The sequence below is a fragment of the Dokdonia sp. LLG6352-1 genome (assembly GCF_045055815.1).
GTDB classification, from domain to species: Bacteria; Bacteroidota; Bacteroidia; order Flavobacteriales; family Flavobacteriaceae; genus Dokdonia; species Dokdonia donghaensis.
In genome coordinates, this window is the sequence record NZ_CP159329.1 from 1506946 (window position 1) to 1532362 (window position 25417).

Consider the following 25417-nt stretch of genomic DNA (forward strand, 5'->3'; position numbering starts at 1 on the left):
ATAAAATCAAAGATATGTTAGAGCATATTGAATTATTTTTCAAATCGATTTTCATAGACAATATGGTATTTGCCACCTTCTTAGGAATGTGTTCTTACCTAGCCGTGTCTAAAAAAGTGTCAACCGCTGTTGGTCTTGGTGCTGCTGTCATATTTGTACTTGCAGTAACTGTGCCTATAAACTGGCTACTTGACCAGTATATTCTTCGTGATGGCGCACTAGCGTGGTTAGGACCAGAGTATGCAGATTATGACTTAAGTTTCTTATCATTCATACTATTTATCGCAACTATTGCAACAATGGTACAACTGGTAGAGATTGTAGTAGAGAAGTTCTCTCCGTCATTATATAACTCACTTGGTATTTTCTTACCACTTATTGCAGTAAACTGTGCCATCTTAGGAGGGTCATTATTTATGCAATCTAGAGATATCCAGACGTTAGGTCTTGCCTTTAACTACGGTATATCTTCAGGTATAGGTTGGTTCCTTGCAATTCTTGCAATTGCAGCGATACGTGAGAAAATACGTTACTCAAATGTTCCTGCTCCATTAAGAGGTCTTGGTATCACTTTTATCATTACAGGTCTTATGGCAATAGGTTTTATGAGTTTTGGAGGAATGCTTACTGGTGGTGACGAAGAAGAAGCTGCACCAGCTACCGAAGCTGCTCAAATAGAGTTACAAGAAGAAAATACGCAACCCGTAGCTATGATCGAGGTTGAAATTGCTAACGAAAAAGAAAACTAATTATGTTACTAGCTGCATCAATGTCTGGCGTTGTTATCGCAACAATCGCTGCCTTTTTAGTGCTTACGTTAATCCTTGTGGGCTTATTGCTTTTTACTAAGCAAAAGTTATCTCCATCAGGACCTGTAACAATTACTATAAATGGTGAAAAAGAAGTTGAAGTTGCCTCTGGAGGTACACTCTTATCAACTCTTGGAAACAATAAAATATTCTTACCATCTGCTTGTGGAGGTGGAGGTACTTGTATACAATGTGAGTGTCACGTTCTTGAGGGAGGTGGAGAAGCATTACCTACAGAAACACCACACTTCTCTCGTAAGGAGCTTGCTCACGGAGCACGTCTTGCTTGTCAAGTAAAGGTGAAGCAAAATATGAATATTACGATTCCAGAAGAAGTTTTTGGAATTAAAAAATGGGAGGCAACGGTTGTACGTAACTATAACGTAGCATCATTCATTAAAGAATTTGTAGTTGAGATACCAGAAGATATGGGGTATAAAGCTGGAGGATATATCCAGATTGAAATCCCTGAGTGTACAATTAACTATAAGGATATAGACATCACTGCTCACCCAGAAGAGCACGAAACACCAGATAAGTTTCAAACAGAGTGGGATAAGTTTGGTCTATGGCCACTTACAATGAAAAATAATGAGACTGTAGAGCGTGCATACTCTATGGCTTCCTTCCCAGCAGAGGGACGCGAGATTATGCTTAACGTACGTATTGCTACGCCGCCGTGGGATCGTGCTAAAAACCAATGGATGGATGTTAACCCTGGGGTTGCTTCATCATACATATTTGCACAAAAGCCAGGTGACAAAGTAGTAATCTCTGGACCTTATGGAGAATTCTTCATAAACGAATCTGAAGCAGAAATGCTTTACGTAGGAGGAGGAGCAGGAATGGCACCTATGCGTTCACACCTGTATCACCTTTTCAAAACCCTTAAAACAGGACGTACGGTTACTTACTGGTATGGAGGACGTTCTAAGCGTGAGTTATTCTACTTAGAACACTTCCGTGAGTTAGAGAGAGAATTCCCTAACTTTAAATTCTATCTAGCACTTTCTGAGCCTATGGAAGAAGATAACTGGAAAGTAAAAGACTCTACAGATGGAGAAGGAGACGGTTTTGTAGGTTTCATTCACCAAGTAGTAATAGACCAGTATTTAAGCAAGCACGAGTCACCAGAAGATATCGAACTTTATTTCTGTGGTCCTCCACTTATGAACAATGCTGTTCAGAAAATGGGAGAAGATTATGGAATTCCAGATGAGAACATCCGTTTTGATGACTTTGGAGGATAGTATATAATTTCGCTTTCGCGAAAACCTAAAAACCCGATACAGCAATGTATCGGGTTTTTTTATACGCTTTCGCGAAAGCGTACATATCTATTATCATTTTAAAATTACCGTTGCTGTACTCAAAACTACCGTTCGTGTAGTGGCTATTTTACACCTTATGTAACTGGTTCATATTTGCATCATTATTAACAACAACTTTTAATTATGAAAGCATTTATGAAAACCGTCGTACTACTCGTAGTATTCGCTTGCACTTGGGGGAGTGTAGCGCAGACACATCCTGACCACAATTACTGGCAGTTGAGTCCCCGAGTAGGATATGATTTTCCTACATATGATAATGATACTCCTTTTATAGATTATGAAGGAGGTATTGAACTGGGTCTCTCTGTAGACTATTACTGGAGATGGTTTGGGATAGGGCTAGATCTAGATTACATTAAAAACAGTCCGGAGAGCACGTTTCCTATAGATAATCTTATAGATATCTCAGGAACAACACTCACAGATTTCTCTTTGAGAGAGGAGGGTATTACTAGATTCTTTTATGGTATAGGGCCTAACTTTCAGTATGTGTCACCCAGTAATAAGTTTAAAGCAGAGCTAAATCTTAGAGGTGGTCTTGCTAGTATAAAAGGCGGACTGACTGAGTTGAGAGAGAACACTGTTATAAATGATCGATTAAACTTTCACGCAGGTTATGATGAGGGTAGTGTTCTTACGGGTAAAGCTCAACTGAGATTTACCTATTTCTTTAATCAAACTTTTGGCATACACGCAGGAGCTTACTATATGAGACATTTTGGTGTACAAGAGAGTCTTGATGGTGGTATGGCTGCTAGATATTATGATGCTATTATTTCAGAACAGGGTAGCAGCCTCACTGGTGATATTTACACGCGAGCAGAAGCTTGTGAACACGATATATCATCTGTAGGGCTATTTGCAGGGTTAACTATAAAGTTAAAATCTAAGCACGATAATAAGTGTTGTACTACTTGTGAGAAGTACTCGCTAGCGGTGACAGCTCGTGATAAGTTTACAAGACAAGTACTACCTGATACTGATGTTGCTTTGCGTGATAGTGCAGGTAATATAGTGCAAACGGGAACTACAAATACATTTGGTATAGTAGTGTTTAATGACATAGCAAAAGATGATTATGTTATAGATGGTCAACTTTATGAGGTGGGTCTAACTAGTAACAATGCAGGTGCCTCTGAGTTTAAAGAAGGACAGACCTTACAAAAGGAGATTCTTTATGAAGACGAAAACTTTATTCTTCAAGGTAAAGCCGTTATCTGTAATACTGCAACTGGACTACCTGGTGTAGATGTCATTATAAAAAATCTCACAGCTGCAGAACAAAAAAGTACAATCACAGATGAGAATGGTACCTACATATTACATATAGGGCAACGTGGCTCTTATGAGTTGAGAGGTAAGAAAGATAAATACTTTTCTCAAACGGTTACAATAAACCCAGCCGAGTATGACAGAAGTACAACACTCTTTGTAAAGCTTGAGATCTGTCTAGAAGAAGCAGAGTGTGGTAAAGCCATTACATTAAATAATATTTTATATGATCTGGATAAATATGATATACGTCCAGATGCACGACCAGAGCTTAATAGGCTTGCACAGTTTATGAAAGATAATCCTGGTATACGTGTAGAGGTAAGCTCGCATACAGATTCTAGAGCGTCAGACTCTTATAACCAAACGCTATCTCAAAACAGAGCAAATGCCGCGGTAGACTATGTAGTCTCGCAAGGTGTAAGCCGAAGCAAAATCACAGGTAAGGGATACGGTGAGTCAAGATTACTTAATGAGTGTGCAGATGGTGTTTCTTGTAGTGAGACAAAACACCAAATAAACAGACGCACAGAAATGAAAGTAATCTGTAATTAAAATTAAGTGTTAGCCAAAGGGACTGCTTTATCACAACAATAATTGTTGAACTATGATCTGATAAGGTGTTGATAATTAGCTTAGATAAAGCGGTCCTTTTTTTAATCTAAAAACAAAATGAAAACAATATATAAAATAACAATAATAATGTCACTAGCCATTCTAGGAGTGAGCTGTAGTGATGATGAGTGTGGGTATGAATTAGAAATGCTTGAGCCACCTTGTGAAGAATCTTGTGAACTATTAACTGATTTTGAATTAGATGATTTAGGACCAGCATCAAACTGGCAATCCATTAATGCAATCAATGTAGAAATCATTAGCCGTAATGGTTCTCAAGTACTGCAAGCAGTAGATGCTAGCGGCAGTTCTGTAGTGTATAATAATATTGATTTTCCGTCAGACTTTATTGCCGCTGGATGTGAGTTGCAGTATGATGTAGAATATGAAGCTGGATCAAGTAACTCAGCTACGTCAGATAATTCAATCGGTATTTATCAAGGTGGGAATATAGCAACAGGCTCACCTAGAGCTTTCTTTGTGCTCAACTCAGCTAGCTTAATACAATCTAACGCTGCGCCTGTCACAATCAGCGTACCATTGGAACTTGCTTCTGGCGGGAGTCTCCCATCTAATAGTATGGGAGAATGGGTGCTAGCTGGAGTCACTGGTCCGCTAACTCCAGCTGATATTGCGACTTTTAACTCATTAATTCAAAATACAGTGGGTCTTGGTTTTGGCTTAGATGAAGGATCTAACCCTTCTGAGAGATGGTATTGGGATAATTTTTGTTTTAAACAATGTTGTCCAATTGACTAACACTTTGAATACTAAAAAATGTTACAAATGAAATTCAATTATATAATAATAGCCATTTTTACAGTTTTCTGCTTTGCTTGTTCTAATGATGACGATAGTGGTGAAAACTCAAATCTGGAGTGACAAGGGCAATCCTAGTTAGCTTTTACTGCTTTTGGTGATCTTAGTTGTGGTGAGATTATAATCACAGTAGAGGGGTTAGGGACTAAAACGATGGACGGAGAAGATCCTCCTACGGGATTTGTAGACTGTCAGGATACTAGTCCATCTATAGCTCAGTGGAATGATATCCCAGGCGGAGTGTATAACTATTCTGCTACCTGTGCAGATTATACTTGGACAGGGGGTCGCACTCTCGGTATAGGCTCTTGTAGTTATCTAGCACTTACAGCAGGAAGTGCTGATTGAGAAAATAAATAATTGAGCGGGTTGGTTGATTACAGAAAAACTTGATCCGTTCAATAATACTTATATTTAAACATAACTAACTAACCATTCTAATTATGAAAATTAAATCGATTCTTTGGCTACAATCATTAGTGATTATAGTCTTAATACTGTATATCCTTTTTTACTGTGGGAATATTAATTCTAGCAGTGAGCTAGATGATCAAGCAGTAATTGCAAAAATTGAAAACTCAAAACATACTATTAATGAGAATGATGTGCGATCGCTTTATGAGAACTATCAGGACCGTTTCATTCCAAGACTAGTAGAAATTCAAGAAGATGCCACAGATAGAAAAGGTGTTAGTGTGCAAAGAAATGGATACCTGCCTACAGAATACTCACTTGTAACACTCGATAATCTTAAAAGCTACATTGCTTTTTTAGATGTATTACAAAAGAAAAATAAAGAGCCAAAAATTTCTGGTATTGCAATTAGTTTTGGTGCATATGATTTAGATAAGGATGTAGAGGGTGATAAATCTGAAGGCTCAAAATTTGAAGATCCATTAAGAAAGGGTGATTATCGAGGTAGACTTACGACATATTTTACGCCTACATATTATGATAATAATATAGCTGCAGAGGTAGATGCACAAAGACACATTCCTTTTTATATAGATTATGATGATGAGTCTGACAAATACAAAGGAGAGTATAAATCACTTTTCTGTTATTTAAATCCAGATAGCTGTTTTACTGGAAAGGAGAAACGATATGACGCTTCAATACTTCCATCTATAAATTTTAATTCAGCACTAAATGATAATGTAGAGATTGTATCATTCAACGAGTTTACAGATATGCCTCCTAAAAAGCCAAAGAAACCAGGAAATCAATAATCACTGCTGCCTTGGACTTATTTGAACAGTATTTTTTAGACCAATATATTTATATACAATGGCTTCCGGTTATCGTAGGTTTTGTGATGTGGCCTAAGCTAGAACGAAGGTTTAAATTATTTTTATTTGCTTTACTATATTCTGTGCTTAATGAAATGTTCAAAATCTATTATGGCACTTATATAGACTTTGGTAGAAACCGTATTTGTACAAATATTTATAATTTCATCTATTTTCTCACGCTCTTCTATCTTTTCTATTCAGAATTTAAGAGGCGTAATGCAAAGCTAGCGGTAAAGGGATTTGCTTTGCTCTATGTGCTAAGTATCTTTTTAGAGCTTGTAATTTTAAAAATTGATTTTAACGATGAGAGCCAGGTAGTGTCTTATATTTTAGGTGGTTTAGGAGTAATATTTTTTACATTCTACTATTTACTGAGCTTACTTAATTCCAGAGAGAGTTCTAATATTTTTAGAAGTTTACTATTCTGGATTGTTATCGCTCATTTTTTCTATTACCTTGGGTTCACACCATTTAAGATAGGAGAAAATTACTTTGCCTCATTTGAGAAGTACCACCACCTATTTGTGGTAAAAGTGTATATCACTTTTTTAAAATGTATCATAATAAGTTTTGGGTTTATATGGAGTCGCCAGAATCTTCAATCATAATAACATTTATAGTTATATTAATAACATTAGGCGTCTTTTTGATTCTTGTGTTTTTAATTTTTTATAATCGCAAAAACAAGCTTATACAGCATAACTTGTTAGAAACAATTAATAGCCAGAAACAACAACACGCTCTAGAACTCCAAGCGCTACGCTCACAAATGAATCCGCATTTTGTGCATAATTCTCTCAATGCAATTCAGTATTATATACAGCGCAATGAGGTAGAGCTGTCTGAGATTTATTTGACTAAGTTTTCAAAATTAATACGGTCGTTTTTTACGCTTTCGCGAAAGCGTCATATTACCATAGCGCAAGAGGTATCCTTGTTAGAAAATTATCTCTCTATTGAGCAATTACGATTTGAGGACAAGCTTACCTATAGCATTACAAAAGATACCGAGCTTGATGAAGAAGATATTATACCCACAATGTTGTTGCAACCTATAGTTGAAAATGCTGTAAATCACGGTATTTTTCACAAAGCCACTACTGGCACTGTAGCGATTCATTTTGGCTACGTGAGTGAAGACTCTTTTAAAGTCACTATAATAGATGATGGTATAGGACTGGTAAAGTCTAAAGCAATATTTGATAACAGCGGCAAAGAACTTAATAACAGGTCGTCTAGCGTATTGCAAGATCGTCTCAAGCTATTAGAATACAGTAATACTTGGAAAGTAAGCTACACACTAGAAGATAGAGAAGATTCAGAGGGGGCGATAGCTACTTTAATTTTTAAACCCATAGAAGATGAACATACGAGCATACCTAGTAGATGATGAGCGCAAGGCGCTTGCTATCTTACGTTCTAAGTTAGAGAGGTATTGTCCGCAATTGACTATTGTGGGGGAGAGTCAAAGCCCCAAAAATGCCATTACAGAAATACAAGAGTTACAGCCTGACGTGATATTTTTAGATATCTCAATGCCGGAGATGACAGGTTTTGATATGCTCAAGTCTATTCCTAATCCCGCATTTGAAATCATTTTTGTAACTGCTTATGATGAGTATGCCATCGAGGCAATACGCCATTGTGCTATAGGCTACATAGTAAAACCAGCAGATAAGGATGATCTTATCACGGCGGTCCACAAGGCTATTCAAAACGTAGAGCATAAGGATTCTTTGGCCAAAAACAAGCAGCTTATCGCAAATCTAGGAGTTCAAAATTTTCAAAAAAAGAAGATCGTAGTGCCCACTCAAAAAGGCCTAGAGTTTATCCCTATCCCATCCATCATACGTTGTGAAGGAGTAGATGGGTATACAAAGCTCTATTTAGAAGAAGGTAAAACTATGTTGAGCTCTAATAGTATAGGCCACTTTGTAAAGATGTTAGATAAAACAACGTTTTATCAAGTACATAAATCGCACCTTATCAATTTAGATCATATCATTGCTTACCTCAATGAGGGGTACGTCCAACTTACAGAAAATAATAAGGTGCCTGTATCCCGTAACAAGCGGAGTGATTTTTTAAACAACTTTAAAAGTAAGTAGTCTCTATAGTCTTAATAATAAGAGCAAATGTGTAAAGTAAGAACTGCAATAATTATCTTTGTAATATGGCAGAACTTCTTACAGAACAAGAGCTTCATAACCTTGCGATGAACATCGTAGGAGAAGATTTAAAGAGTCAAGGCTTTGAGTTTATGGCAGTAAATTCTAAGCTTAAAAAAGACCCGCAATTTGTGGCTCTCAAGGATAAAAAATTACATTTTGTAATCGTAAGAGCGCGTACATTTCCAGAAGATGCAAATGTGTATGATGAGGCTTTTATGATAAAAATGCGTGATCACGCACTCAAGTTTGAAGCACGTACATTTTATGCTGGGGTAGGGCTAGGTCACGGAGACAATTATCAAAAACCGGTCGAAAAAGATTCGGCTTACAGAGAGATTTATAACGGACTTCAAGAGATACAATAATGCGCATACTTTTATCACTTTTTATTGCTGTAAGTTTTATAGCCTGTAAACAGCCACAAACCCCAGACGAGATTACAATCGCAGGCAACGCCTTTGGTACTAGTTATGGAGTAAAATATTTTGGAGAAGTAGCAGGGGCTCCACAAATTAAAAAGGGTATAGACTCTGTGGTAGCAGCGGTAAACCAGTCACTAAGCACCTACATTCCGCAAAGTGATATTTCAAAAATAAATAGAGGTGACACTACGGTTGTTGTAGATGCTATGTTTAGGGATGTATTTACGCTTTCGCGAAAGCTAAATAAAGCAACCTCAGGCTACTTTGACCCTACAGTAGGCGCATTGCGCAATGCGTATGGTTTTGGGGATACAGAAGCTCTAGAAGCCATAGACACGCCAACACTAGACTCATTAATGCAGTATGTAGGTTGGAGTAAAGTACAATTACAAGAAGATGGAACCATAAGCAAGACTGCGTCAACTATTTATTTTGACTTTAATGCCATCGCAAAAGGATATGGAGTAGATAGAGTAGCAGCTTATATGGGCTCAAAGGGGTTTAATAACTACCTCGTAGATATAGGTGGAGAGATAGTGGCTGCAGGGACCAACCTCAATAAAGAACAAAGCTGGACAGTAGGAATAGAAAATCTAGATTCTAAAGTGACAGATAGAACGGCATCAGTTCTCGTAACCCTTACAGACAAAGCAATGGCCGGCTCTGGCAACTACCGAAAGAATCGTGTTGACAAAGCTACGGGTAAACAATACGTACATACTATAAACCCGCTTACGGGTTCGGCAGAGCGTAGTGATGTACTCAGTGCAACCATTATAGCAGATGATTGTGCCACGGCAGATGCCTGGGCTACGTCTTGTATGGCAATGGGGCTTGAGCGCTCAAAAGAGGCCTTAAGAGGTCAAAATATAGAAGCCTATCTCGTGTATGATGAAGGTGTTTTTATGACTCCTGGTTTTAACCAATATATACAGAAGTAACTATTACTTATAGCAAACAGGTATAATCTCACCAGGAGCAAGACGATAACTGTCTACCTCTTCTGGGGTTAGTATAGTTGTATAATCTACTTCATCTACCTTGAAACCTATGGTTCTAAGCTTTTCAAAATAATCTCTTCCATAAACACGCACGTGGTCGTATTGTCCAAAGATTTTTGCGCGCTCATCACGGTCTGTGATGGTGTTATCTTCAAAGGTGGTTGCTCTATTTAATTCTTGAGGGATTTGTAATATCGCCATCCCGCCAGGTCTCAACACACGATATAATTCTTGCATTGCCTTTGTGTCATCAGGTATGTGCTCAAGTACGTGGTTACAAAAAATGAGGTCAAAACTATTTTCGGCAAAAGGTAAATCACAAATATCTGCCTTAACATCTGCCAGTGGGGAGTTAAGATCTGTAGTGGTGTAATCTAGGTGTGCGCTTTCGCGAAAGCGTTTATAAAAAGCTTGCTCTGGAGCAAAGTGAAGTACTTTTCTTTCTGCTTTAAAAAAATCTGTCTCACGCTGTAGCCACAGCCATAAAAGTCTGTGACGCTCTAGCGAAAGGGTAGATGGTGAGAGTACATTTTCTCTAGGAGTGCCATATCCATAAGGCAAGAATTTTTTAAAGGTCTTACCGTCTATAGGGTCTTCATAGCGATTACCCTTAAGAGTAAGTGCCAGTAGTGGTCGCACCGCATAACTCAACCTGATTAATAAAGGTCGAGGGATGGCGTTTAAGAAAAATTTAAAAATTTTCTTCAAAGCTTATAATACTAGCGCTTGCTGGCGAAAAGGAGTTTCCTCATCACTCTCTATGCCTAATGCTTTGTAAATGTATGCAAACGTAGATAACAGCTCAGGTTTACCATCTACAATGGCAACGTCGTGCTCAAAGTGAGCACTAGGTTGATTATCGCGAGTGGTTATTGTCCAGCCGTCATTGTGCTGTTTTATGTTTCTAGTTCCCATATTAGTCATAGGTTCTATGGCAACTACCATACCTTCTATAAACTTTTTGCCACGACCACGTTTACCATAGTTAGGCATTTCTGGGTCTTCGTGCATTGTAGTACCTAGACCGTGACCTACGAGCTCACGTACAACTCCATAACCGTGGTCTTCGGTAAATTTTTGAATAGCATATCCTACATCACCTACGCGGTTACCTACTTTGAGTTGTTCTATACCCACATAAAGAGACTGCTTAGTTACCTCAAGTAGTTTTTTTACTTCTGGGCTTACTTCTCCTACCTCAAATGTATAGGCGTGATCACCGTAAAATCCGTTTTTTATAGCACCACAATCTATAGAGATAATATCACCTTCTACAAGTGGCTTATCGTTTGGAATTCCGTGTACAACCTGTTCATTAGGACTCATACATAGCGTGTTTGGGAAATCATAGAGACCTAAAAAGCCTGGTATAGCATCTTGAGATCTTATGTAATCCTCGGCTAGTTTGTCAAGGTAGAGCGTGGTAACACCTGGCTTTACTTCACCAGCTAGCATCCCTAGTGTGCGAGATACTACAAGGGCGCTCTCACGCATTAATTCTATTTCTTCTCTGGTTTTTTGTATGATTGCCATTGCTATTAATCTTCTTTAAAAAGCTCTTCTATACGTGCCATAAAGCCACCTTTAGATTTTTTCTTTTTTGGTGTTTTCTTTTTTTTCTGTGTTGCCTTAAGGCTTTGCGTTTGTTCTTGCCCTTTGCCCAGTTTCTGGTAGATTTCCCCCCAGCCTAACATTCCTCTTACATCCCTATCGTCTATAAAGATATCTGCATTTATCTTGCGGCTTATTTTTGGGCTCATTACTTCTTCCGGATAGCTTTTATTTACCGCATAAAAGGTGAGTCCATTTTCTTTGCAAAAGGCTACAGCTTCTTCTAGTTTATCTTGAGATCTATAGGTCCATAAGATCAATAAATTTCCTTCTTGCTGTAATTTTTTAAGTGTGTCAAAAGCAAATAATAATGGCTTACCAATTTTAGGATACGCATTTTCTACAATGGTACCGTCAAAGTCTACCGCTATGGTTTTTGTTTCTTTAATCACTTAAAATTTTATGCAAAATTACAAAAAGAACTACGGTTACGTTTATATAATAAGAAAGGGCTTCTATAAGTTTTATAGAAGCCCTTTTTAAAGTGTTATTGTTCTTTACTGAATAAGATCACCTTTAGGGTCTGGTCCATACTGGTTCGCTCCGTGTGTTCCTTCTGTTGCCATTAATATTAAAAGCCAGATACCTCCTATAAAAGGTATAAAGGCAACAAAGTACCAAGAGCCGCTCTTATCTTGATCGTGTAGTCTTCGCACCGATACGGCTATAGATGGTATTATTATCGCAAATATATAAAGCATAAGCAGTAAACCGCCTGCCATCATAAGAGCTTCACTCTCCATCGCTGCCCCTGCTATGAGAGGGATATACAGTAAGAAAGTAAATATCATATTAAATAAATAAAACATCCAGTACTCTTGACGACGCGCTCTACCGTCAAAATTTGCATAGTTATCTCGTACTACCTTTAAATACCATTCCATAAATTAATTGTGTTTTTTGATTAATGTTAGTGTGGCTAAACTAAAGAATATTGCCTAGCTTTTTACAAGTGTTAAAAAATAAAACCCTTCATAAATTATGAAGGGTTTTGATAATCTAAAGGTTGTTCATATTACTCCGCATAAGCGTGTTTATATTCTTGACCTGAGAGTATTTTTACCATATCCTTCTCTAGACTTTCTAACGGATACTCAACCACACGGCCTAGTTCCTTACCATCTTTAGTAAATATAAAAGTAGGAACATTTGTTATTTCTTTGTGATTTACTAGCTCTGCAGGTTCTATTTTATCTTCAGAAACGGTTACTATATGAATAAGGTCACTATCGTAATCTATTTCATCAAGTATTTTAAAAAAGGCAGGTACCTCACGCTGGCTATCTTCACACCAGGTTCCCATAAATACGGTGACACGTACATCTGTAAGCCCCTTTTTTAAAGCAGGAAGACTCTCTGTATCTAGTGTGTGATCTTTATAACTCTGTATAAACCATTTATTATAAGCACGAGACTCGAGGGTATCTCTTTTAAACTCACCTATAAGTATAGGCGCTTCTTCCTCTAGTGGTGCTTCTGTAGCTACTTTTTCTTCTAGCTCTTCGGTAACTTGCTCTACTGTTTTGTGCTCATTACAAGCTGTTAATAGTACGGTAAGAGTGGCAAGAGCGATTATTTTAATTTTCATATGCGTGTTTGTAAGATTCTCCTTTTAAAATTTTAAGCATATCTGCTTCTAAGCTTTCTACAGGACGCTCGACTATACGACCTATTTCCTTTCCATCCTTTTTAAGGATAAAAGTAGGAACGCGTATAATGTTATTTCCTGCTGTAAATTCAGTAGGTTTTTTCTTTGTGCGATCTACAGTAATAAGTGTAAGGTCTTTTTTACTGAAAGCTACGTTATCTAATATTTTAAACATACGTGGTGTCTCACGTTTACTGTCTCCGCACCAAGTCCCCATAAATGTAGTAATGGTAACTCCTTCTATCTCTTCTGTGATTTCTGGTATAAGTGCATCATCAGTTTTATACCGTGCATAGTTTGTGTTGTACCAGCTTCCAAATGGTGGTTGCTCTAGTGCTGTGCGATCTTCTTTACCCACGAGCATTGTCTTTACTTTAGGTGCAGGCCTTGCAGGTAAGGCAGGTTTTGTTGGGGTGGTAGCTTTTTCAATTCTATTACCTTTTGCAATCACTGTAGCTTTTTCTTCTTTTGGCGTCGTGGCCTGGGTTTCTGTAGCTGTTTTTGAAGTATTACAGCTTACAAGAACTACAGCTAGCAAACCTGTATAAATGATATTTTTCATTCTCATTAATTTTAGATTAAAGGTACACAATCCATCACATCTGGTTGTGGTACGCCTAGCAATTTTAAAACTGTAGGAGCCACATCAGATAGAATACCATTGTTGATTTTCTTGATGTCTTTATCGACTAGTATCACCGGTACTGGATTTGTAGTGTGTGCCGTATTAGGCGATCCATCTGGGTTGATCATCACCTCTGCATTACCGTGGTCTGCTATGATGATTACAGTATAATCATTTTCTTTGGCGGCGGTTACAATATCTTTTGTACAGCTGTCTACTGTCTCGCAGGCTTTTATTGCGGCTTCCATCACACCCGTATGACCTACCATATCTGGATTTGCAAAGTTAAGACACACAAAGTCTACCTCTCCTTTGTTTATTTCTGGAACAATTTTATCACGTATCTCAAAAGCGCTCATTTCTGGCTGCAAGTCGTAAGTGGCAACCTTTGGCGAGGGAGCTAGCAATCTAGACTCTCCATCAAAAGGTTCTTCACGCCCTCCAGAAAAGAAGAAGGTTACGTGAGGATATTTTTCTGTCTCTGCGATGCGTATTTGTTTCTTACCTGCGCTTTCTAAAACTTCACCAAGGGTATTTACGAGATTGTCTTTGTCGTAAATAACTTTAATGCCTTTAAAAGTGTCATCATAGTTAGTCATTGTAACATAATACAGGTCAAGCTTTTTTGTGTCTTGCTCTGCAAAATCTTTTTGAGACAACATCTCTGTTAGTTCGCGACCACGATCTGTTCTAAAATTAAAGAAAATCACTACGTCACCTTCTTGTACGGTAGAGATGGTCTCACCATCTTGAGTCACAAAAAGCGGATCTATAAACTCATCTGTTTTACCTGCGTCATAACTGGCTTGTATAGCTTGTTCTATATCTTTAGTAGGCGTTCCAGCTCCTTTGGTAATAAGATTATATGCAAGTGCAACGCGTTCCCATCGTTTATCTCTGTCCATTGCGTAGTAGCGACCTATTACAGATGCTAGTTGTGCTTTGTGCGCTTTCGCGAAAGCAGAAATATCACCTATCATCTTTTTTCCAGATTTTGGATCTACATCTCTACCATCAGAAAAAGCGTGAATGAAAGATTGTGGCACTCCTGCATTTTCGGCAGCGAGAATAAGTCCTTTAAGATGCTCAATGTGTGAGTGTACACCTCCATCAGAAACGAGACCGAGAAAGTGAACAGACTTGTTGTTTTCTTTCGCGAAAGCGAAAGCATCCTTAAGCGCTTGTTCATCTTTGAGCGTATCTTCTTTAAGTGCTTTATTGATCTTAGCAAAGTCTTGATAAACAATCCTTCCTGCGCCTAGGTTCATATGGCCCACTTCGCTATTACCCATCTGGCCTTCTGGCAGGCCTACATTCTCACCGTGAGTGAGTAGCTGTGCGTGCGGGTACTTATTGTAAAGGCTATCTATAAAAGGCGTTTGTGCCTGGTCTACGGCAGATACTTTCTTGTCTGGAGCCATACCCCAGCCATCTAGTATCATTAGGATTGTTTTTTTATTCATCGTCTTAGGTTGAGTAGTAAAGATAAAAACAAAACCTCGCGGGTGCGAGGTTTTAAAGGGGTTTTAACGAAAACGGTTGCGAGTATATTATTACATAGTCGCTGGTCCCGTATAACCATATTTCTGGATGCTCTCCTTGATTTGTTCTATACGATTTTCTGGATCTGGGTGTGTGCTTGCAAACTCTGGCTGGCGGCTACCACCACTTGCAGCTTTGAGTATTTTCATCACGTCTATCATCTGGTACGGGTCATAACCAGCGCGTATCATAAAGCGTACACCTAGATCATCACTCTCTAACTCGTCATCACGACCATTACCTAGTAATATGTTTTGACCTATGGCACCTGCTGCGCCTCCCATACCTCCACCTACTTCTGCACCCATAGAGATGGTAGACCACATCTCTGAGTTTGCTACACGCTCTGCACTGTGTTTACCTAGTACGTGGCCTATCTCGTGACCTAGTACTCCAGCAACTTGATCTTCATTTTCAAGTTTTGAAAGTAGGGCATAGGTGATAAAAATCTGGCCACCTGGTAATGCAAATGCATTAACCGTTTGCTCATCTTGCAATAAATGAAAATCATAGTTATAAGGTGTCTCTCTAGCCATACTTTCTTGTACGAGCTTGTGACCTACTTGATCTACAAAAGCTTGTAACTGCTGGTCTTGATGTAAGCCTCCGTGCTGCTCTGCCATAGCAGGCGCGTGTTGTAGGCCTATGGCAATCTCCTCTTCTGGAGACATTGTGATGCTTTGGGTTTTACCCGTATAAGGATTTTCTTCCTTGTTGCTACAGTTTTTAAAAAGTGCAAATGCAACAATGGCAACTCCTATAAGTAACCTGATCTTAAGACCGCTACCTCTTCTCATAATCTAGATGGTTGTTTTTATTAATGCTTACAAGGTAATAAAAAGTCTGTAGTCTCTTAGTATAATAGCCTTGTAGAAACTCAAAAACCGGAACAGCAGTTGCTATTCCGGTTTTTGTTTATGTATGGTGAAGTACTACTTTACAGCAACTCTCCATCCGTATTTATCTTCTGTGCGGTTATATTGTATGTCGTTTAAGTCTTTTTTAAACTGTACTCCATAACTATTTTCTGGTGCATTGAGTTTGTGATCTTCACCCTTGTAAGCAAAGCTCTTAAAAGGAACTACTACTGCAGCAGTACCTACGCCAAAAATTTCTTTAAGCTCACCAGCTTGTGCAGCTTCTACAATCTCTTTTACGGCTACTGGTCTTACCTCTACAGTAATACCAGCTGCTTCTGCCAGTTGTATGATACTCTTACGTGTGATACCATTAAGGATAGTATCATTAGTAGGTGCTGTAAGAAGTTTGTCTCCCACACGGAAAAATACATTCATCGTACCCGCTTCTTCTAGATACTCGTGTGTATTTGCATCTGTCCAGATTACCTGCTGGTATCCTTCTTCTTTTGCAAGATTAGTAGGGTAAAATTGTGCAGCATAGTTACCTGCAGCTTTTGCATAACCTACACCACCACTTGCGGCACGGCTATACTTTTCGGCAAATACTACGCTTACTTCACCAGAGTAATATGATTGAGCAGGCGCAAGAATAATCATAAACTTATACCTGTCTGATGGTGATGCAGATACTCCCGGTTGTGTTGCAATGTGAAAAGGGCGTATGTATAAAGAATTACCATCTCCGGCTTTTATCCAAGCTTCGTCTAGTTTAAGAAGCTCCATAAGACCTTCCATAAAAACTTCTTTAGGAAGTTCTGGCATTGCTAGACGTGCAGATGAGGTATTAATACGCTCCCAGTTATCTTCTGGACGAAATAAGAAGATATCTCCTTGATCATCCTTAAAAGCTTTCATTCCTTCAAAAACAGCTTGACCGTAGTGAAAAACTTTTGCACTAGGATCCATAGAGATAGGTCCGTAAGGTACTATTTCTGGTTGCTGCCATTGCCCATTTACATATTCTACAGAAAACATATGGTCTGTAAAAACGCTTCCAAAAGCAAGGTTATTAAAATCAACATCAGCAATTTTGCTGTTGTCTCGCTTTGTAATCTTAAGAGTAGAGGTTGTTTCCATAGTAACAAATTTAATGATTTGTCATACTCGGTGATTGATTTTTGCATAATTTTACGATGTTCAACTTAAAACCAAATGATTATGAAACTATGTGCAACGATATTCTTAATTTTCTTGACATTACTAAGTTGTAAACAAGGCGAGGAGGGGAGTAATGACGCTTTCGCGAAAGCGGAATCAGAAAAAAAAGAAGAACTAGCTACAAGTCAAACGATTGCTCAAAACGATTATGCTAGCTATGGAGCAACGATATCTCCAGAAAATACATTAACTAAAAGTGAGATTGCCGAAAAATATGCTTCACTTGCCGAAGGTGATACGGCGGTTGTAAAATTTCAGGCTCCAGTAAACGCTGTTTGTGCCTCAAAAGGATGCTGGATGCGACTGGATATAGCTGGTGAGGAGCAGGTATTTGTAAAATTTAAAGATTACGGATTTTTTATCCCTACAGATACAGATGGAGGAGAGGCTATTGTAGAAGGCAAGGCATATCTAGAAGAAGTATCTGTAGATGAGTTGAGACATATGGCAAAAGACGGGGGCAAGTCTGAAGAAGAGATTGCAGCCATAACAGAGCCACAGCGAGAATTAAGATTTATGGCAGATGGTGTTCTTCTTAAATCAGAGTAAGAAGTAACTCGATATAGTTTTAAAAAGGGTGGGTGTAAGCCTGCCCTTTTTTATATGCTGCGCAAAGCAATAACCTCAAAAGAAAAAATGAAAAGAGAAATAATTACCACGGCAGATGGCTCAAAGACCATACACATACCAGACTGGGATGAGCAGTATCATTCTAAACACGGTGCGATACAAGAGGCTAGACACGTTTTTCTTAAAACTGGGCTTGCTCACTATGTAACTACATATCCACAAAAAAAAGAGATAGCTATACTTGAGATGGGTTTTGGTACAGGTCTCAATGCCTTGCTTACCTATTTTGAGGCGCATAAACATAATGTGTCTATTAATTATGTAGGGGCAGAGGCTTATCCCGTTTCTAAAGAAGAAGCTCAAGCTATGGAGTATGCTAGCCAGCTAGAGGAAGAGGATGCTACAAAAGTTTATAATGAGATGCACGACGTTGCCTGGGAGCAACCAGAAAATATAAGTGAGCACTTTACACTCACTAAGCGCACACAGCGTTTTGAAGATATTAGAGATAGTGAGGTTTTTGATCTTATTTATTTTGATGCCTTTGGCCCAAGAGTGCAGCCCACTTTATGGACAGAAGAAATCTTTACAAAAATGTATGAAGCCTTAATTCCAGGAGGAGTACTTACTACCTATTGTGCTCAAGGAGCAGCCCGTAGGGCAATGCAAGCCGCAGGTTTTGTAGTAGAGCGACTGCCTGGACCTCCAGGCAAGCGTGAGATGCTTAGAGCTAGCAAGCCGTTAGTGTGAAGCTAGTTTCTTTTTGTTTATAACCCATTCAGCACATACTATTGCGATAAAGCCCGCTATGTATGCTACAATATCCCACCAAGAAAAAGAAGTGCCCAAGATCACTTGTGCCCATTTTTGATCTCCTAGGCCTATCTTATAAATAAAAGAAGAGGCTTGCAATCCCTCTATTATAAATGCAAATAGTAATACATAAAAGGCAACTTTAATCTTGCTTGAGAGGGTGTGACCTACAGAGAAAAACCCCATCACAAAGGCGTAGATTAATAAAATAACAATCGTATCTCCTAAGTAGGGTCTTATAAAATCGTCGTGTATGTATGTTGCTATAATTACTTCAATAGCAAAAAGGACTAAAAAGAGAGTGATGTATTTAATGGAGATGTTCATTAAAATATAATTTAGCTCCTAAAACACCGTATCCTGTGTTTCATCTGTGAAGTATTGTAAAAATTTCATTCCTCTATAGGAGTTGCCTTGTTTGTTAAGTTTTGGGCTCCATACAGCAATTGCATAACTACCAGGCAGTATGGCTACCATACCACCACCTACACCACTTTTACCTGGTAAACCTACTTTATAAGCAAACTCGCCAGCTTCATCATAAAACCCACAGGTTTGCATAATGGCGTTAATGCGTTTGGCCTGATTAGGCGTGACAATTGTTTTGCCTGTATTAAACTGCTTCCCACGGTTTGCAAGAAAGCCGAACGTATATGAGAGCTGCTCACACGTCATCTCGATACTACATAGGTGAAAGTATAGGTCTGTAACCTGGTCGCAGGTATTTTTAATATTATTAAACGACTTTATAAAATTTGCAAGTGCAAAGTTGCGATAACCCGTTTGCTGCTCAGAATGAGCAATATTTTCAGAATACTGAAGATCTTCTATACCAGATACCTCGCGTATATAATCCAGCAATGCTTCTTTTGGGTTATCAAAAAGCTCACAAATAATATCACATACCACAATAGCCCCTGCATTAATAAGCGGGTTTCTAGGGATGCCATTCTCACTCTCAAGTTGCACTAGTGAGTTAAAGGCAGTTCCAGAGGGTTCAAAATCCATACGTTTCCATAGGTCATCACCTATTTTAGAAAGCACGAGACTAAGTGATAGCACTTTTGCAATACTCTGTATAGAAAATTTTACAGTCGCATCACCCGCAGTAAACACCTCACCGTTCTGGGTGGTGAGACATACGCCAAACTTTGTAGCATCTACCTTTGCAAGTTCTGGTATGTAGCTTGCTACATTGCCGCTATTTTCCATAGCGAGTACCTTCTTGTACGTTTTATCTACTATAGGCTGGCAATCTATCATTGTCTAATTATTTTGTAGGGTTAACGTCTCAATGAGGCGCACACCTCCATTGCTCGTTTTTTCAAAAAGGAATGAGATGCTTTGCCCTTGATAAAACTTAGGGTACTTTGCTTTGCGTTTACGCTTTCGCGAAAGCATCTCTATCACAAACAGATCTGTATCTGTCTCAGAAACATATAGCTGGTATTTTGATCTTCTCTTGTCTCCAGCTTTTTTAAAGCTTTCTATCTCCTTAGGTTGATATAAATCACCAAAGAAGTTTTCAAAATCCTTGTCATTAAAACGGGTATCTAGGCCATCTAGCCAAAATGCATAGGCTTGGTTTGTAAAGCTTATAGTTTTTGAACCCGTAGCAATTGCTGTCGCACCAGTTTGCTTAAAAGCTGATGATTTTTTTACAAGACCAATAGCCTGTTTGTAGATGTCTGTCGTTTCTTGTGCTTGTAGCCCTAAGCTCAAGCACAATATGGTGATAATAAGAGATAATTTCATTAGAGTACTTTTCCTTTTATTTTTTTCCAAACCGCAATCAGTAAGGCTCCAGAAGTGAAGCAAAAACTAAGCCCTATGAGTGCATTAGTAAGTTGGCCATAAATGAAGTAACCCGTGGTAAACAACGTTCCGTAAATTAATATACAGCCTAGTAGCATTGCGACTATTCCCATAGGCACGCTCCACGCTTCTGTGTGTTGTACGATGGTAACTCCCTCTTGGTTTGCAGCGGTGACAATTCCTTTCCAGCCTGGCCCACCTGGTTGCGTTTTTTTATAGAACGCATAAAGTGTTTCTTTAGTTTCTGGTTTTGTGAGATAGGTAACAACAAGCCATATAAGCGTTGAGGTAAACACCACAAAAGGAAACTTAGCATAGCCAGGCATCATCCCGCTAGTACCAAAAAGTGTTTCTCCCAGCGAGGTAAATTCTATAAGTATAGAAATGATACCAGAGGCGAGCATCGCGCTTATCTCTGTCCACGCATTAATGCGCCACCAGAACCAGCGCAGTATAAAGATGAGCCCAGTACCTGCTCCAAACATTAGTATAATATTAAAAAGCTGTAGCGCATTAGTAAGCGCCAGTGCGATACCCGCACTTACTACCATAAGTATCACTGTGGTGATGCGACCTACAGCGACTAGCTCCTTCTCTGTCGCTTCTGGTTTAATTTGTTGTGCATACACATCATTTACCACATATGATGCTCCCCAGTTAAGGTGTGTACTTATCGTACTCATATATGCCGCAGATAGTGATGCAAGCACAAGGCCTAGCAAGCCGCTAGGTAGCATTGTGAGCATTGCAGAGTAGGCAAGGTCTTGCCCTAGCTTATCTTCAGAAATATTTGGGAAGGCTTCCTGTATACTTGCGAGGTCTGGAAATACTATAAGTGAGGCTAGTGCTACTAGAATCCACGGCCAGGGGCGTAGCGCGTAGTGCATAATGTTATAAAAGAAGGTTGCACCTATGGCGTGGTTTTCATCTTTGGCAGCGAGCATACGTTGTGCGACATAACCACCACCGCCAGGCTCAGATCCTGGGTACCAAGAGCTCCACCATTGTACCGCTAGTGGGATGATAAGTAGCGTGATGAGCATCTCTGTATTATTAAAATCTGGAAGAATATTAATTTTGTCTTTTACATTATCGTGTGTAATAAGCGCTTCAAGCCCTCCTATTTCTGGCATACCTACAATATAATATGCCGCGCCAAAGGCTCCTGCCATCGCCACAAAAAACAATATAAAGTCTGTATATACCACACCTTTAAACCCACCTATGGCGCTAAAGAGTACAGTAATCACACCAGCTACTACCACGGTTGTTACTGGGTCAAGGCCTAGCATCACTTCACCTATTTTTATGGCAGCTAGGGTTACACCCGCCATAGCCAGTACGTTAAAAACAATACCTAAATAGATGGCTCTAAAACCTCTTAAAAACCGCGCCGGGGCACCGCCATAACGTAGCTCATAAAACTCAATATCTGTCTTTACCTCAGACTTGCGCCACAGCTTTGCATACACAAAAACGGTAAGCAGTCCAGTGACTAAAAATGCCCACCATACCCAGTTACCAGACACACCGTTAGTACGCACAATATCTGTCACCAGATTAGGCGTATCTGTAGAGAAGGTTGTAGCAACCATAGATAGACCTAATAACCACCAGGGCATACTGCGACCAGATAGAAAATATTGAGTCGTGTTTTTTCCGGCGCTTTTACCTACATAAAACCCAACACCTAGTATGATGATAAAAAGTAGCGCAATAATGGCTATGTCTAATCCTGATAAGTCTATCATAAGAATGTATAATTTGTCTTATATTTAAGAGAAATATTAGGCGAAAGATAAGCATTCATCACCATAGTTTTTTTTGATATTTTGACATCATTACACCCCTTAAGCTGTTATCATAGTCTATGTGTGGGAGAATGAATAATATAACGCTTTCGCGAAAGCGTAGATAAAACCATTATAACTACCAAAATCAAGTAAGTAATGAATCCTGCTCAAGCGTATATACTCTCAAAACCAGAGCCCTGGCGTACAATGCTTATAGAGCTACAAGCTATTATAAAAAGTACCGTGCCTGAGGTAGAGGAGACCTATAAATGGAATTTACCATTTTATATGCTAGATGGTAAAATGTTTTGTTTTCTCAATTTTAGAACGTCGTTTGTAGACGTGGGTTTTCCTCGTGGGGTGGAAATAAGTGTTCATAAAGAAGCACTTGTGGGAGGCGAAAAAAGGAAAAATCTAAGATCTCTACGTTATAAAAATATGAAAGATATTGATTATAAGGTTTTTATGGATGTGTTGCTTAACTTTGCTAGTAGAGATAACCTTAAAAAGTAGTTTTATAAATAGGGCATTTACCCCTAATAATAACGTTATATATAATTGTAAAATGGGTAAATATCATCTAATTTTATACCTAACAACTTGCCATCCAAATGAATCGTAGTTCTAGCAATAGAATTTAGTATTTGATAGCAAGCGGGAGGCTTTTGGGGGAAAGCCTCCTTTTTTATTATTTTGTGTCTATGCAAAATATATAAAAGATGGGTGTGTTTACACATCCACTAAAAAACCAAACCTCCACAAATCATATATTTATGGAGGTTTGGTAGGCCATATAATATGTGTAGTTAAGGTTTAAACAAGCCATTTTTAAGTGCATAAATAACAAGACCTGTTCTATTTTTTAAATTTAGTTTTGAGAATACACTATCTCTATATCCTTGTACCGTCTTAGGGCTTAAAAACATTACAGATGCAATCTCATTATAAGTCATCTCTGTGCAGGCGTGTTTTATAAACTCTATTTCTCTATCCCTAAGTTCATCTCTATTATCTCCATCTAAGCTTTTTACAAGAAGCTGGCTCACGGTATTAGTATGGTAATACCCATTTATGATAAGCTCATTAAGAGCGTTTTCTAACACCTTTTTTTCGGTGTCTTTAAGGAGGTATCCTTTTGCACCTGCGCGTATCATTTTTAAAATAGTATGATCATCCTCCTCTACAGAGAGCGCAAGCACTAGTATGTCTGGATAGAGCTCTTTGAGATTTGTGGTAGCCTCAATACCGTCCATAATAGGCATATTTACATCCATAAGGACGATGTCTGGACGCTTGTTTTCAAACTTAAGGTTGTCTAGTAGTTCTTGCCCATTTTTACAGGTATAAAGCACTTTAAAGTTTTCAAATGAATTTACTAAGCCGCTTATGGCCTGGCTAAGTAATGTGTGATCATCTACAATAACTATTGTTTTCATAATGATTGTGTTTTATAGTTAAGTGATAGCGTTGTGCCCTCATTAACTTGTGACATATATTGTATGGTAGCGCCTATAAGCTTTGCGCGTGTTTCTATATTAGTAAGGCCTATACCATTTTTTGCCCTGGCTTTTTCATAATCAAAACCTACTCCGTTATCTTTTACGGTAATGAGTACGGTGTCACCTCTATAGTTGAGGTGTACATCTAGGTGCGTAGCTTTAGAGTGCTTTATGGTGTTTGTAAAAAACTCCTGCAATATTCTAAAGATAATGGTCTCAATCTTTTTATCTATTTCTATTGGGCTGCCAGATATTTTGAGTGATGGTTTTAGATAAGCCATTCTCTCAAAGCGTTCTAGCTCTAGGTTAAGTGCCTCTGGTAAAGACATATTTTTAAGTGCCTCTGGGTTTATGAGTTTTGACAGTGCTCGTATCTCAGTAAGACCCTTACCTATGGTTGCAACTGCCTCGTCTAGATCTTGCTGGCTACCACCAGAGTTTTGTGTTTGTATTTTTGCAAGTGTAAGTAGCTGCCCTATATTATCGTGTAGCTCCCAGCTTATGTTACGTAGTGTCTCCTCACGTATCTCTATCTGCGTTTCTGTAATTTCTCTTTCAAAACGTTGTTTTGCCTCTTCTTGTTCTAACAGTAAGCTGTTTTTACGCTTCATAAAAACAGAAAATAGCACTACTACAACAACCAGCAGTAGTAGTAAAATGGTGATGGCAACAAGCACTATAAAAAGAGTGCCGCTATCTTGATCTTGAATCAGAAACATAGATTGCTATTGGGGTGTGATTAAATTAAGAGTTCAAGATACTTATTTTGGTACGCATTCACCATAGGGCATTTGCCCTTTAGTTTACAGTAGGAGCTTTAAAATTTGCATCTAGAAAGCTCTCTTATAAGATCTCTCTTGCCCTTGGTTTTGTCCATATAAAGCCAAAAACAAGTAAGGCATTTGCAAACAGTAAGGCCGCAGTCTGTACGCCCTTTAAGATATCTAGCATAGCTCTGGAGTAGTTAAAGTCCATCTGCCCTGTCAAAAAAGGAGCCAGAGGAATAAAGGAAATACCAAAAACTAGATAAGCTGTAAAAACAAAAAGCGCTAGCTCATTTTTTGCCCGTAAACTGTCATCACTCTTAAGGCGCTCTACGGCATAAATCATAAGTAAAAACACCATTACCACCATTGCGATACTATACGTTTTACTCATATAGAATGTAATTACAGGCACAGTAAAACCTCGTATAATTACTGCGATCATCATTATAGTAGCAATAACTAGTACGAGTCGTTTTCTGGTTTTATTTTTTATATGATCATAAATCATTTTATAAAATAAGGTGTAAAACAAGAACGCATACAGATTATATACCCAGTGATTATTGTGGTAGTAATGTGAGTAAACTCTAGCCATACCTTCGGTGATAACGGCTATCCAGAGTATGTACAGTATCGTTTTTATAGGCAGGTGTTTGTACTTGTAGAAGAAAATAGTTGCCACAAGTGCCGCTATAATTTCAGATATGTACATTAGGGTGCTCAAGGAGGTAGGTTTATTTGATGAGATTGAAAGGTAGTAAATTAGAAATTTTCATTTTGTAAGATTTTTTACGCTGGAGGGTTGTGTTACGCTTTCGCGAAAGCGTACTCAAAACCAAATTTTAAAAAAACGAGAGAAACGCCATTTACCGTACTCGCGGCTTGTTATCAAAACGGTAATACAGCGCAATTGCACAAAAC

The 25417-nt window shown here is 38.6% G+C and carries 30 protein-coding genes; 14 read left to right on the forward strand and 16 right to left on the reverse strand.

Annotated features, from left to right (window positions below; translation table 11 throughout):
• Window positions 1–14: 14 nt before the first annotated feature.
• From nqrE to ABVM49_RS06745, 11 genes are all read left to right on the forward strand, one after another.
• Window positions 15–749, forward strand: coding sequence for an NADH:ubiquinone reductase (Na(+)-transporting) subunit E (gene nqrE / locus ABVM49_RS06695; RefSeq protein WP_035334627.1), 735 nt, complete (start codon window positions 15–17; stop codon window positions 747–749).
• 2 nt (window positions 750–751) lie between these two features.
• The gene (nqrF, locus tag ABVM49_RS06700) at window positions 752–2059 is read left to right on the forward strand and encodes an NADH:ubiquinone reductase (Na(+)-transporting) subunit F (RefSeq protein WP_405203558.1); all 1308 of its coding nucleotides are present in this window, start codon (window positions 752–754) and stop codon (window positions 2057–2059) included.
• A gap of 204 nt (window positions 2060–2263) precedes the next feature.
• Window positions 2264–3970 carry an OmpA family protein gene (locus ABVM49_RS06705; RefSeq protein WP_405203559.1) on the forward strand — a complete coding sequence of 569 codons (1707 nt, stop codon included), beginning with the start codon at window positions 2264–2266 and terminating at the stop codon, window positions 3968–3970.
• Window positions 3971–4087: 117 nt separating this feature from the next.
• Window positions 4088–4789 carry a hypothetical protein gene (locus ABVM49_RS06710; RefSeq protein WP_405203560.1) on the forward strand — a complete coding sequence of 234 codons (702 nt, stop codon included), beginning with the start codon at window positions 4088–4090 and terminating at the stop codon, window positions 4787–4789.
• A gap of 213 nt (window positions 4790–5002) precedes the next feature.
• Window positions 5003–5197, forward strand: a complete 195-nt coding sequence (locus ABVM49_RS06715) for a hypothetical protein (protein WP_405203561.1) — start codon at window positions 5003–5005, stop codon at window positions 5195–5197.
• A gap of 95 nt (window positions 5198–5292) precedes the next feature.
• Entirely contained in the window at window positions 5293–6078 is a 786-nt protein-coding gene (locus ABVM49_RS06720; RefSeq protein WP_405203562.1) for a hypothetical protein, read from the forward strand.
• Between the two features lie 155 nt (window positions 6079–6233).
• Window positions 6234–6749, forward strand: a complete 516-nt coding sequence (locus ABVM49_RS06725) for a hypothetical protein (RefSeq protein WP_405203563.1) — start codon at window positions 6234–6236, stop codon at window positions 6747–6749.
• 95 nt (window positions 6750–6844) lie between these two features.
• Window positions 6845–7531, forward strand: coding sequence for a sensor histidine kinase (locus ABVM49_RS06730; protein ID WP_405203564.1), 687 nt, complete (start codon window positions 6845–6847; stop codon window positions 7529–7531).
• Window positions 7503–8249, forward strand: coding sequence for a LytTR family DNA-binding domain-containing protein (locus ABVM49_RS06735; RefSeq protein WP_298353723.1), 747 nt, complete (start codon window positions 7503–7505; stop codon window positions 8247–8249). The genes ABVM49_RS06730 and ABVM49_RS06735 overlap by 29 nt, the downstream gene beginning before the upstream one ends.
• Before the next feature lie 65 nt (window positions 8250–8314).
• Complete coding sequence (locus tag ABVM49_RS06740; protein WP_035328806.1) at window positions 8315–8677, forward strand: hypothetical protein; 363 nt, start codon at window positions 8315–8317, stop codon at window positions 8675–8677.
• Window positions 8677–9675 (forward strand): FAD:protein FMN transferase, encoded by a 999-nt coding sequence (locus tag ABVM49_RS06745; RefSeq protein WP_405203565.1) that lies wholly within the window; start codon window positions 8677–8679, stop codon window positions 9673–9675. Before ABVM49_RS06740 ends, ABVM49_RS06745 begins: the two co-directional genes overlap by 1 nt.
• A 3-nt stretch (window positions 9676–9678) precedes the next feature.
• Here ABVM49_RS06745 and ABVM49_RS06750 read toward each other — a convergent pair whose 3' ends face one another.
• From ABVM49_RS06750 to ABVM49_RS06790, 9 genes are all read right to left on the reverse strand, one after another.
• Window positions 9679–10443 (reverse strand): class I SAM-dependent methyltransferase, encoded by a 765-nt coding sequence (locus ABVM49_RS06750; RefSeq protein WP_405203566.1) that lies wholly within the window; start codon window positions 10441–10443, stop codon window positions 9679–9681.
• A 3-nt stretch (window positions 10444–10446) separates the two neighbouring features.
• Window positions 10447–11268, reverse strand: coding sequence for a type I methionyl aminopeptidase (gene map / locus ABVM49_RS06755; protein ID WP_021778084.1), 822 nt, complete (start codon window positions 11266–11268; stop codon window positions 10447–10449).
• Between the two features lie 5 nt (window positions 11269–11273).
• Entirely contained in the window at window positions 11274–11735 is a 462-nt protein-coding gene (locus ABVM49_RS06760; protein ID WP_375252643.1) for a BT0820 family HAD-type phosphatase, read from the reverse strand.
• A gap of 108 nt (window positions 11736–11843) precedes the next feature.
• Entirely contained in the window at window positions 11844–12230 is a 387-nt protein-coding gene (locus ABVM49_RS06765) for a DUF805 domain-containing protein (RefSeq protein WP_405203567.1), read from the reverse strand.
• 131 nt (window positions 12231–12361) lie between these two features.
• Complete coding sequence (locus tag ABVM49_RS06770) at window positions 12362–12934, reverse strand: thioredoxin family protein (protein WP_405203568.1); 573 nt, start codon at window positions 12932–12934, stop codon at window positions 12362–12364.
• A complete protein-coding gene (locus tag ABVM49_RS06775) occupies window positions 12924–13556 on the reverse strand; it encodes a thioredoxin family protein (protein WP_405203569.1) in 633 nt (210 codons plus the stop codon). Before ABVM49_RS06775 ends, ABVM49_RS06770 begins: the two co-directional genes overlap by 11 nt.
• 11 nt (window positions 13557–13567) lie before the next feature.
• The gene (gene gpmI, locus ABVM49_RS06780; protein ID WP_405203570.1) at window positions 13568–15082 is read right to left on the reverse strand and encodes a 2,3-bisphosphoglycerate-independent phosphoglycerate mutase; all 1515 of its coding nucleotides are present in this window, start codon (window positions 15080–15082) and stop codon (window positions 13568–13570) included.
• A gap of 90 nt (window positions 15083–15172) precedes the next feature.
• Window positions 15173–15958 carry a M48 family metalloprotease gene (locus ABVM49_RS06785; RefSeq protein WP_405203571.1) on the reverse strand — a complete coding sequence of 262 codons (786 nt, stop codon included), beginning with the start codon at window positions 15956–15958 and terminating at the stop codon, window positions 15173–15175.
• A 135-nt stretch (window positions 15959–16093) separates the two neighbouring features.
• On the reverse strand, window positions 16094–17158 hold the full coding sequence (locus ABVM49_RS06790; RefSeq protein ID WP_021778091.1) for a branched-chain amino acid aminotransferase: 1065 nt from the start codon (window positions 17156–17158) through the stop codon (window positions 16094–16096).
• 81 nt (window positions 17159–17239) lie between these two features.
• Here ABVM49_RS06790 and ABVM49_RS06795 point away from each other — a divergent pair, with 81 nt between their 5' ends.
• Both ABVM49_RS06795 and mnmD read left to right on the forward strand, forming a co-directional pair.
• Window positions 17240–17788, forward strand: coding sequence for a DUF4920 domain-containing protein (locus ABVM49_RS06795; protein WP_405203572.1), 549 nt, complete (start codon window positions 17240–17242; stop codon window positions 17786–17788).
• Window positions 17789–17875: 87 nt separating this feature from the next.
• The gene (mnmD, locus tag ABVM49_RS06800) at window positions 17876–18559 is read left to right on the forward strand and encodes a tRNA (5-methylaminomethyl-2-thiouridine)(34)-methyltransferase MnmD (RefSeq protein WP_405203573.1); all 684 of its coding nucleotides are present in this window, start codon (window positions 17876–17878) and stop codon (window positions 18557–18559) included.
• Here the strand turns inward: mnmD and ABVM49_RS06805 are convergent.
• The 4 genes from ABVM49_RS06805 to ABVM49_RS06820 are packed head-to-tail and all read right to left on the reverse strand — an operon-like array spanning window position 18551 to window position 22188.
• A complete protein-coding gene (locus tag ABVM49_RS06805) occupies window positions 18551–18949 on the reverse strand; it encodes a DUF2809 domain-containing protein (RefSeq protein WP_405203574.1) in 399 nt (132 codons plus the stop codon). The genes mnmD and ABVM49_RS06805 overlap by 9 nt on opposite strands.
• Window positions 18950–18967: 18 nt before the next feature.
• Window positions 18968–19885 (reverse strand): glutaminase, encoded by a 918-nt coding sequence (locus ABVM49_RS06810; protein WP_405203575.1) that lies wholly within the window; start codon window positions 19883–19885, stop codon window positions 18968–18970.
• Window positions 19886–19888: 3 nt separating this feature from the next.
• Window positions 19889–20377, reverse strand: coding sequence for a hypothetical protein (locus tag ABVM49_RS06815; RefSeq protein WP_035325629.1), 489 nt, complete (start codon window positions 20375–20377; stop codon window positions 19889–19891).
• A complete protein-coding gene (locus ABVM49_RS06820; RefSeq protein WP_375252637.1) occupies window positions 20377–22188 on the reverse strand; it encodes a sodium:solute symporter family protein in 1812 nt (603 codons plus the stop codon). Before ABVM49_RS06820 ends, ABVM49_RS06815 begins: the two co-directional genes overlap by 1 nt.
• 198 nt (window positions 22189–22386) lie before the next feature.
• Between ABVM49_RS06820 and ABVM49_RS06825 the strand changes: the two genes are divergently transcribed.
• Complete coding sequence (locus ABVM49_RS06825) at window positions 22387–22743, forward strand: DUF1801 domain-containing protein (RefSeq protein ID WP_405203576.1); 357 nt, start codon at window positions 22387–22389, stop codon at window positions 22741–22743.
• 293 nt (window positions 22744–23036) lie between these two features.
• Here the strand turns inward: ABVM49_RS06825 and ABVM49_RS06830 are convergent, their stop codons facing one another.
• From ABVM49_RS06830 to ABVM49_RS06840, 3 genes are all read right to left on the reverse strand, one after another.
• Window positions 23037–23666, reverse strand: a complete 630-nt coding sequence (locus tag ABVM49_RS06830) for a response regulator transcription factor (protein ID WP_035325623.1) — start codon at window positions 23664–23666, stop codon at window positions 23037–23039.
• Window positions 23663–24448: a sensor histidine kinase gene (locus ABVM49_RS06835; RefSeq protein WP_375252639.1), complete on the reverse strand. Its 786-nt coding sequence runs from the start codon at window positions 24446–24448 to the stop codon at window positions 23663–23665. The genes ABVM49_RS06830 and ABVM49_RS06835 overlap by 4 nt, the downstream gene beginning before the upstream one ends.
• A 124-nt stretch (window positions 24449–24572) precedes the next feature.
• A complete protein-coding gene (locus tag ABVM49_RS06840; RefSeq protein WP_405203577.1) occupies window positions 24573–25208 on the reverse strand; it encodes a hypothetical protein in 636 nt (211 codons plus the stop codon).
• Window positions 25209–25417 lie beyond the last annotated feature (209 nt).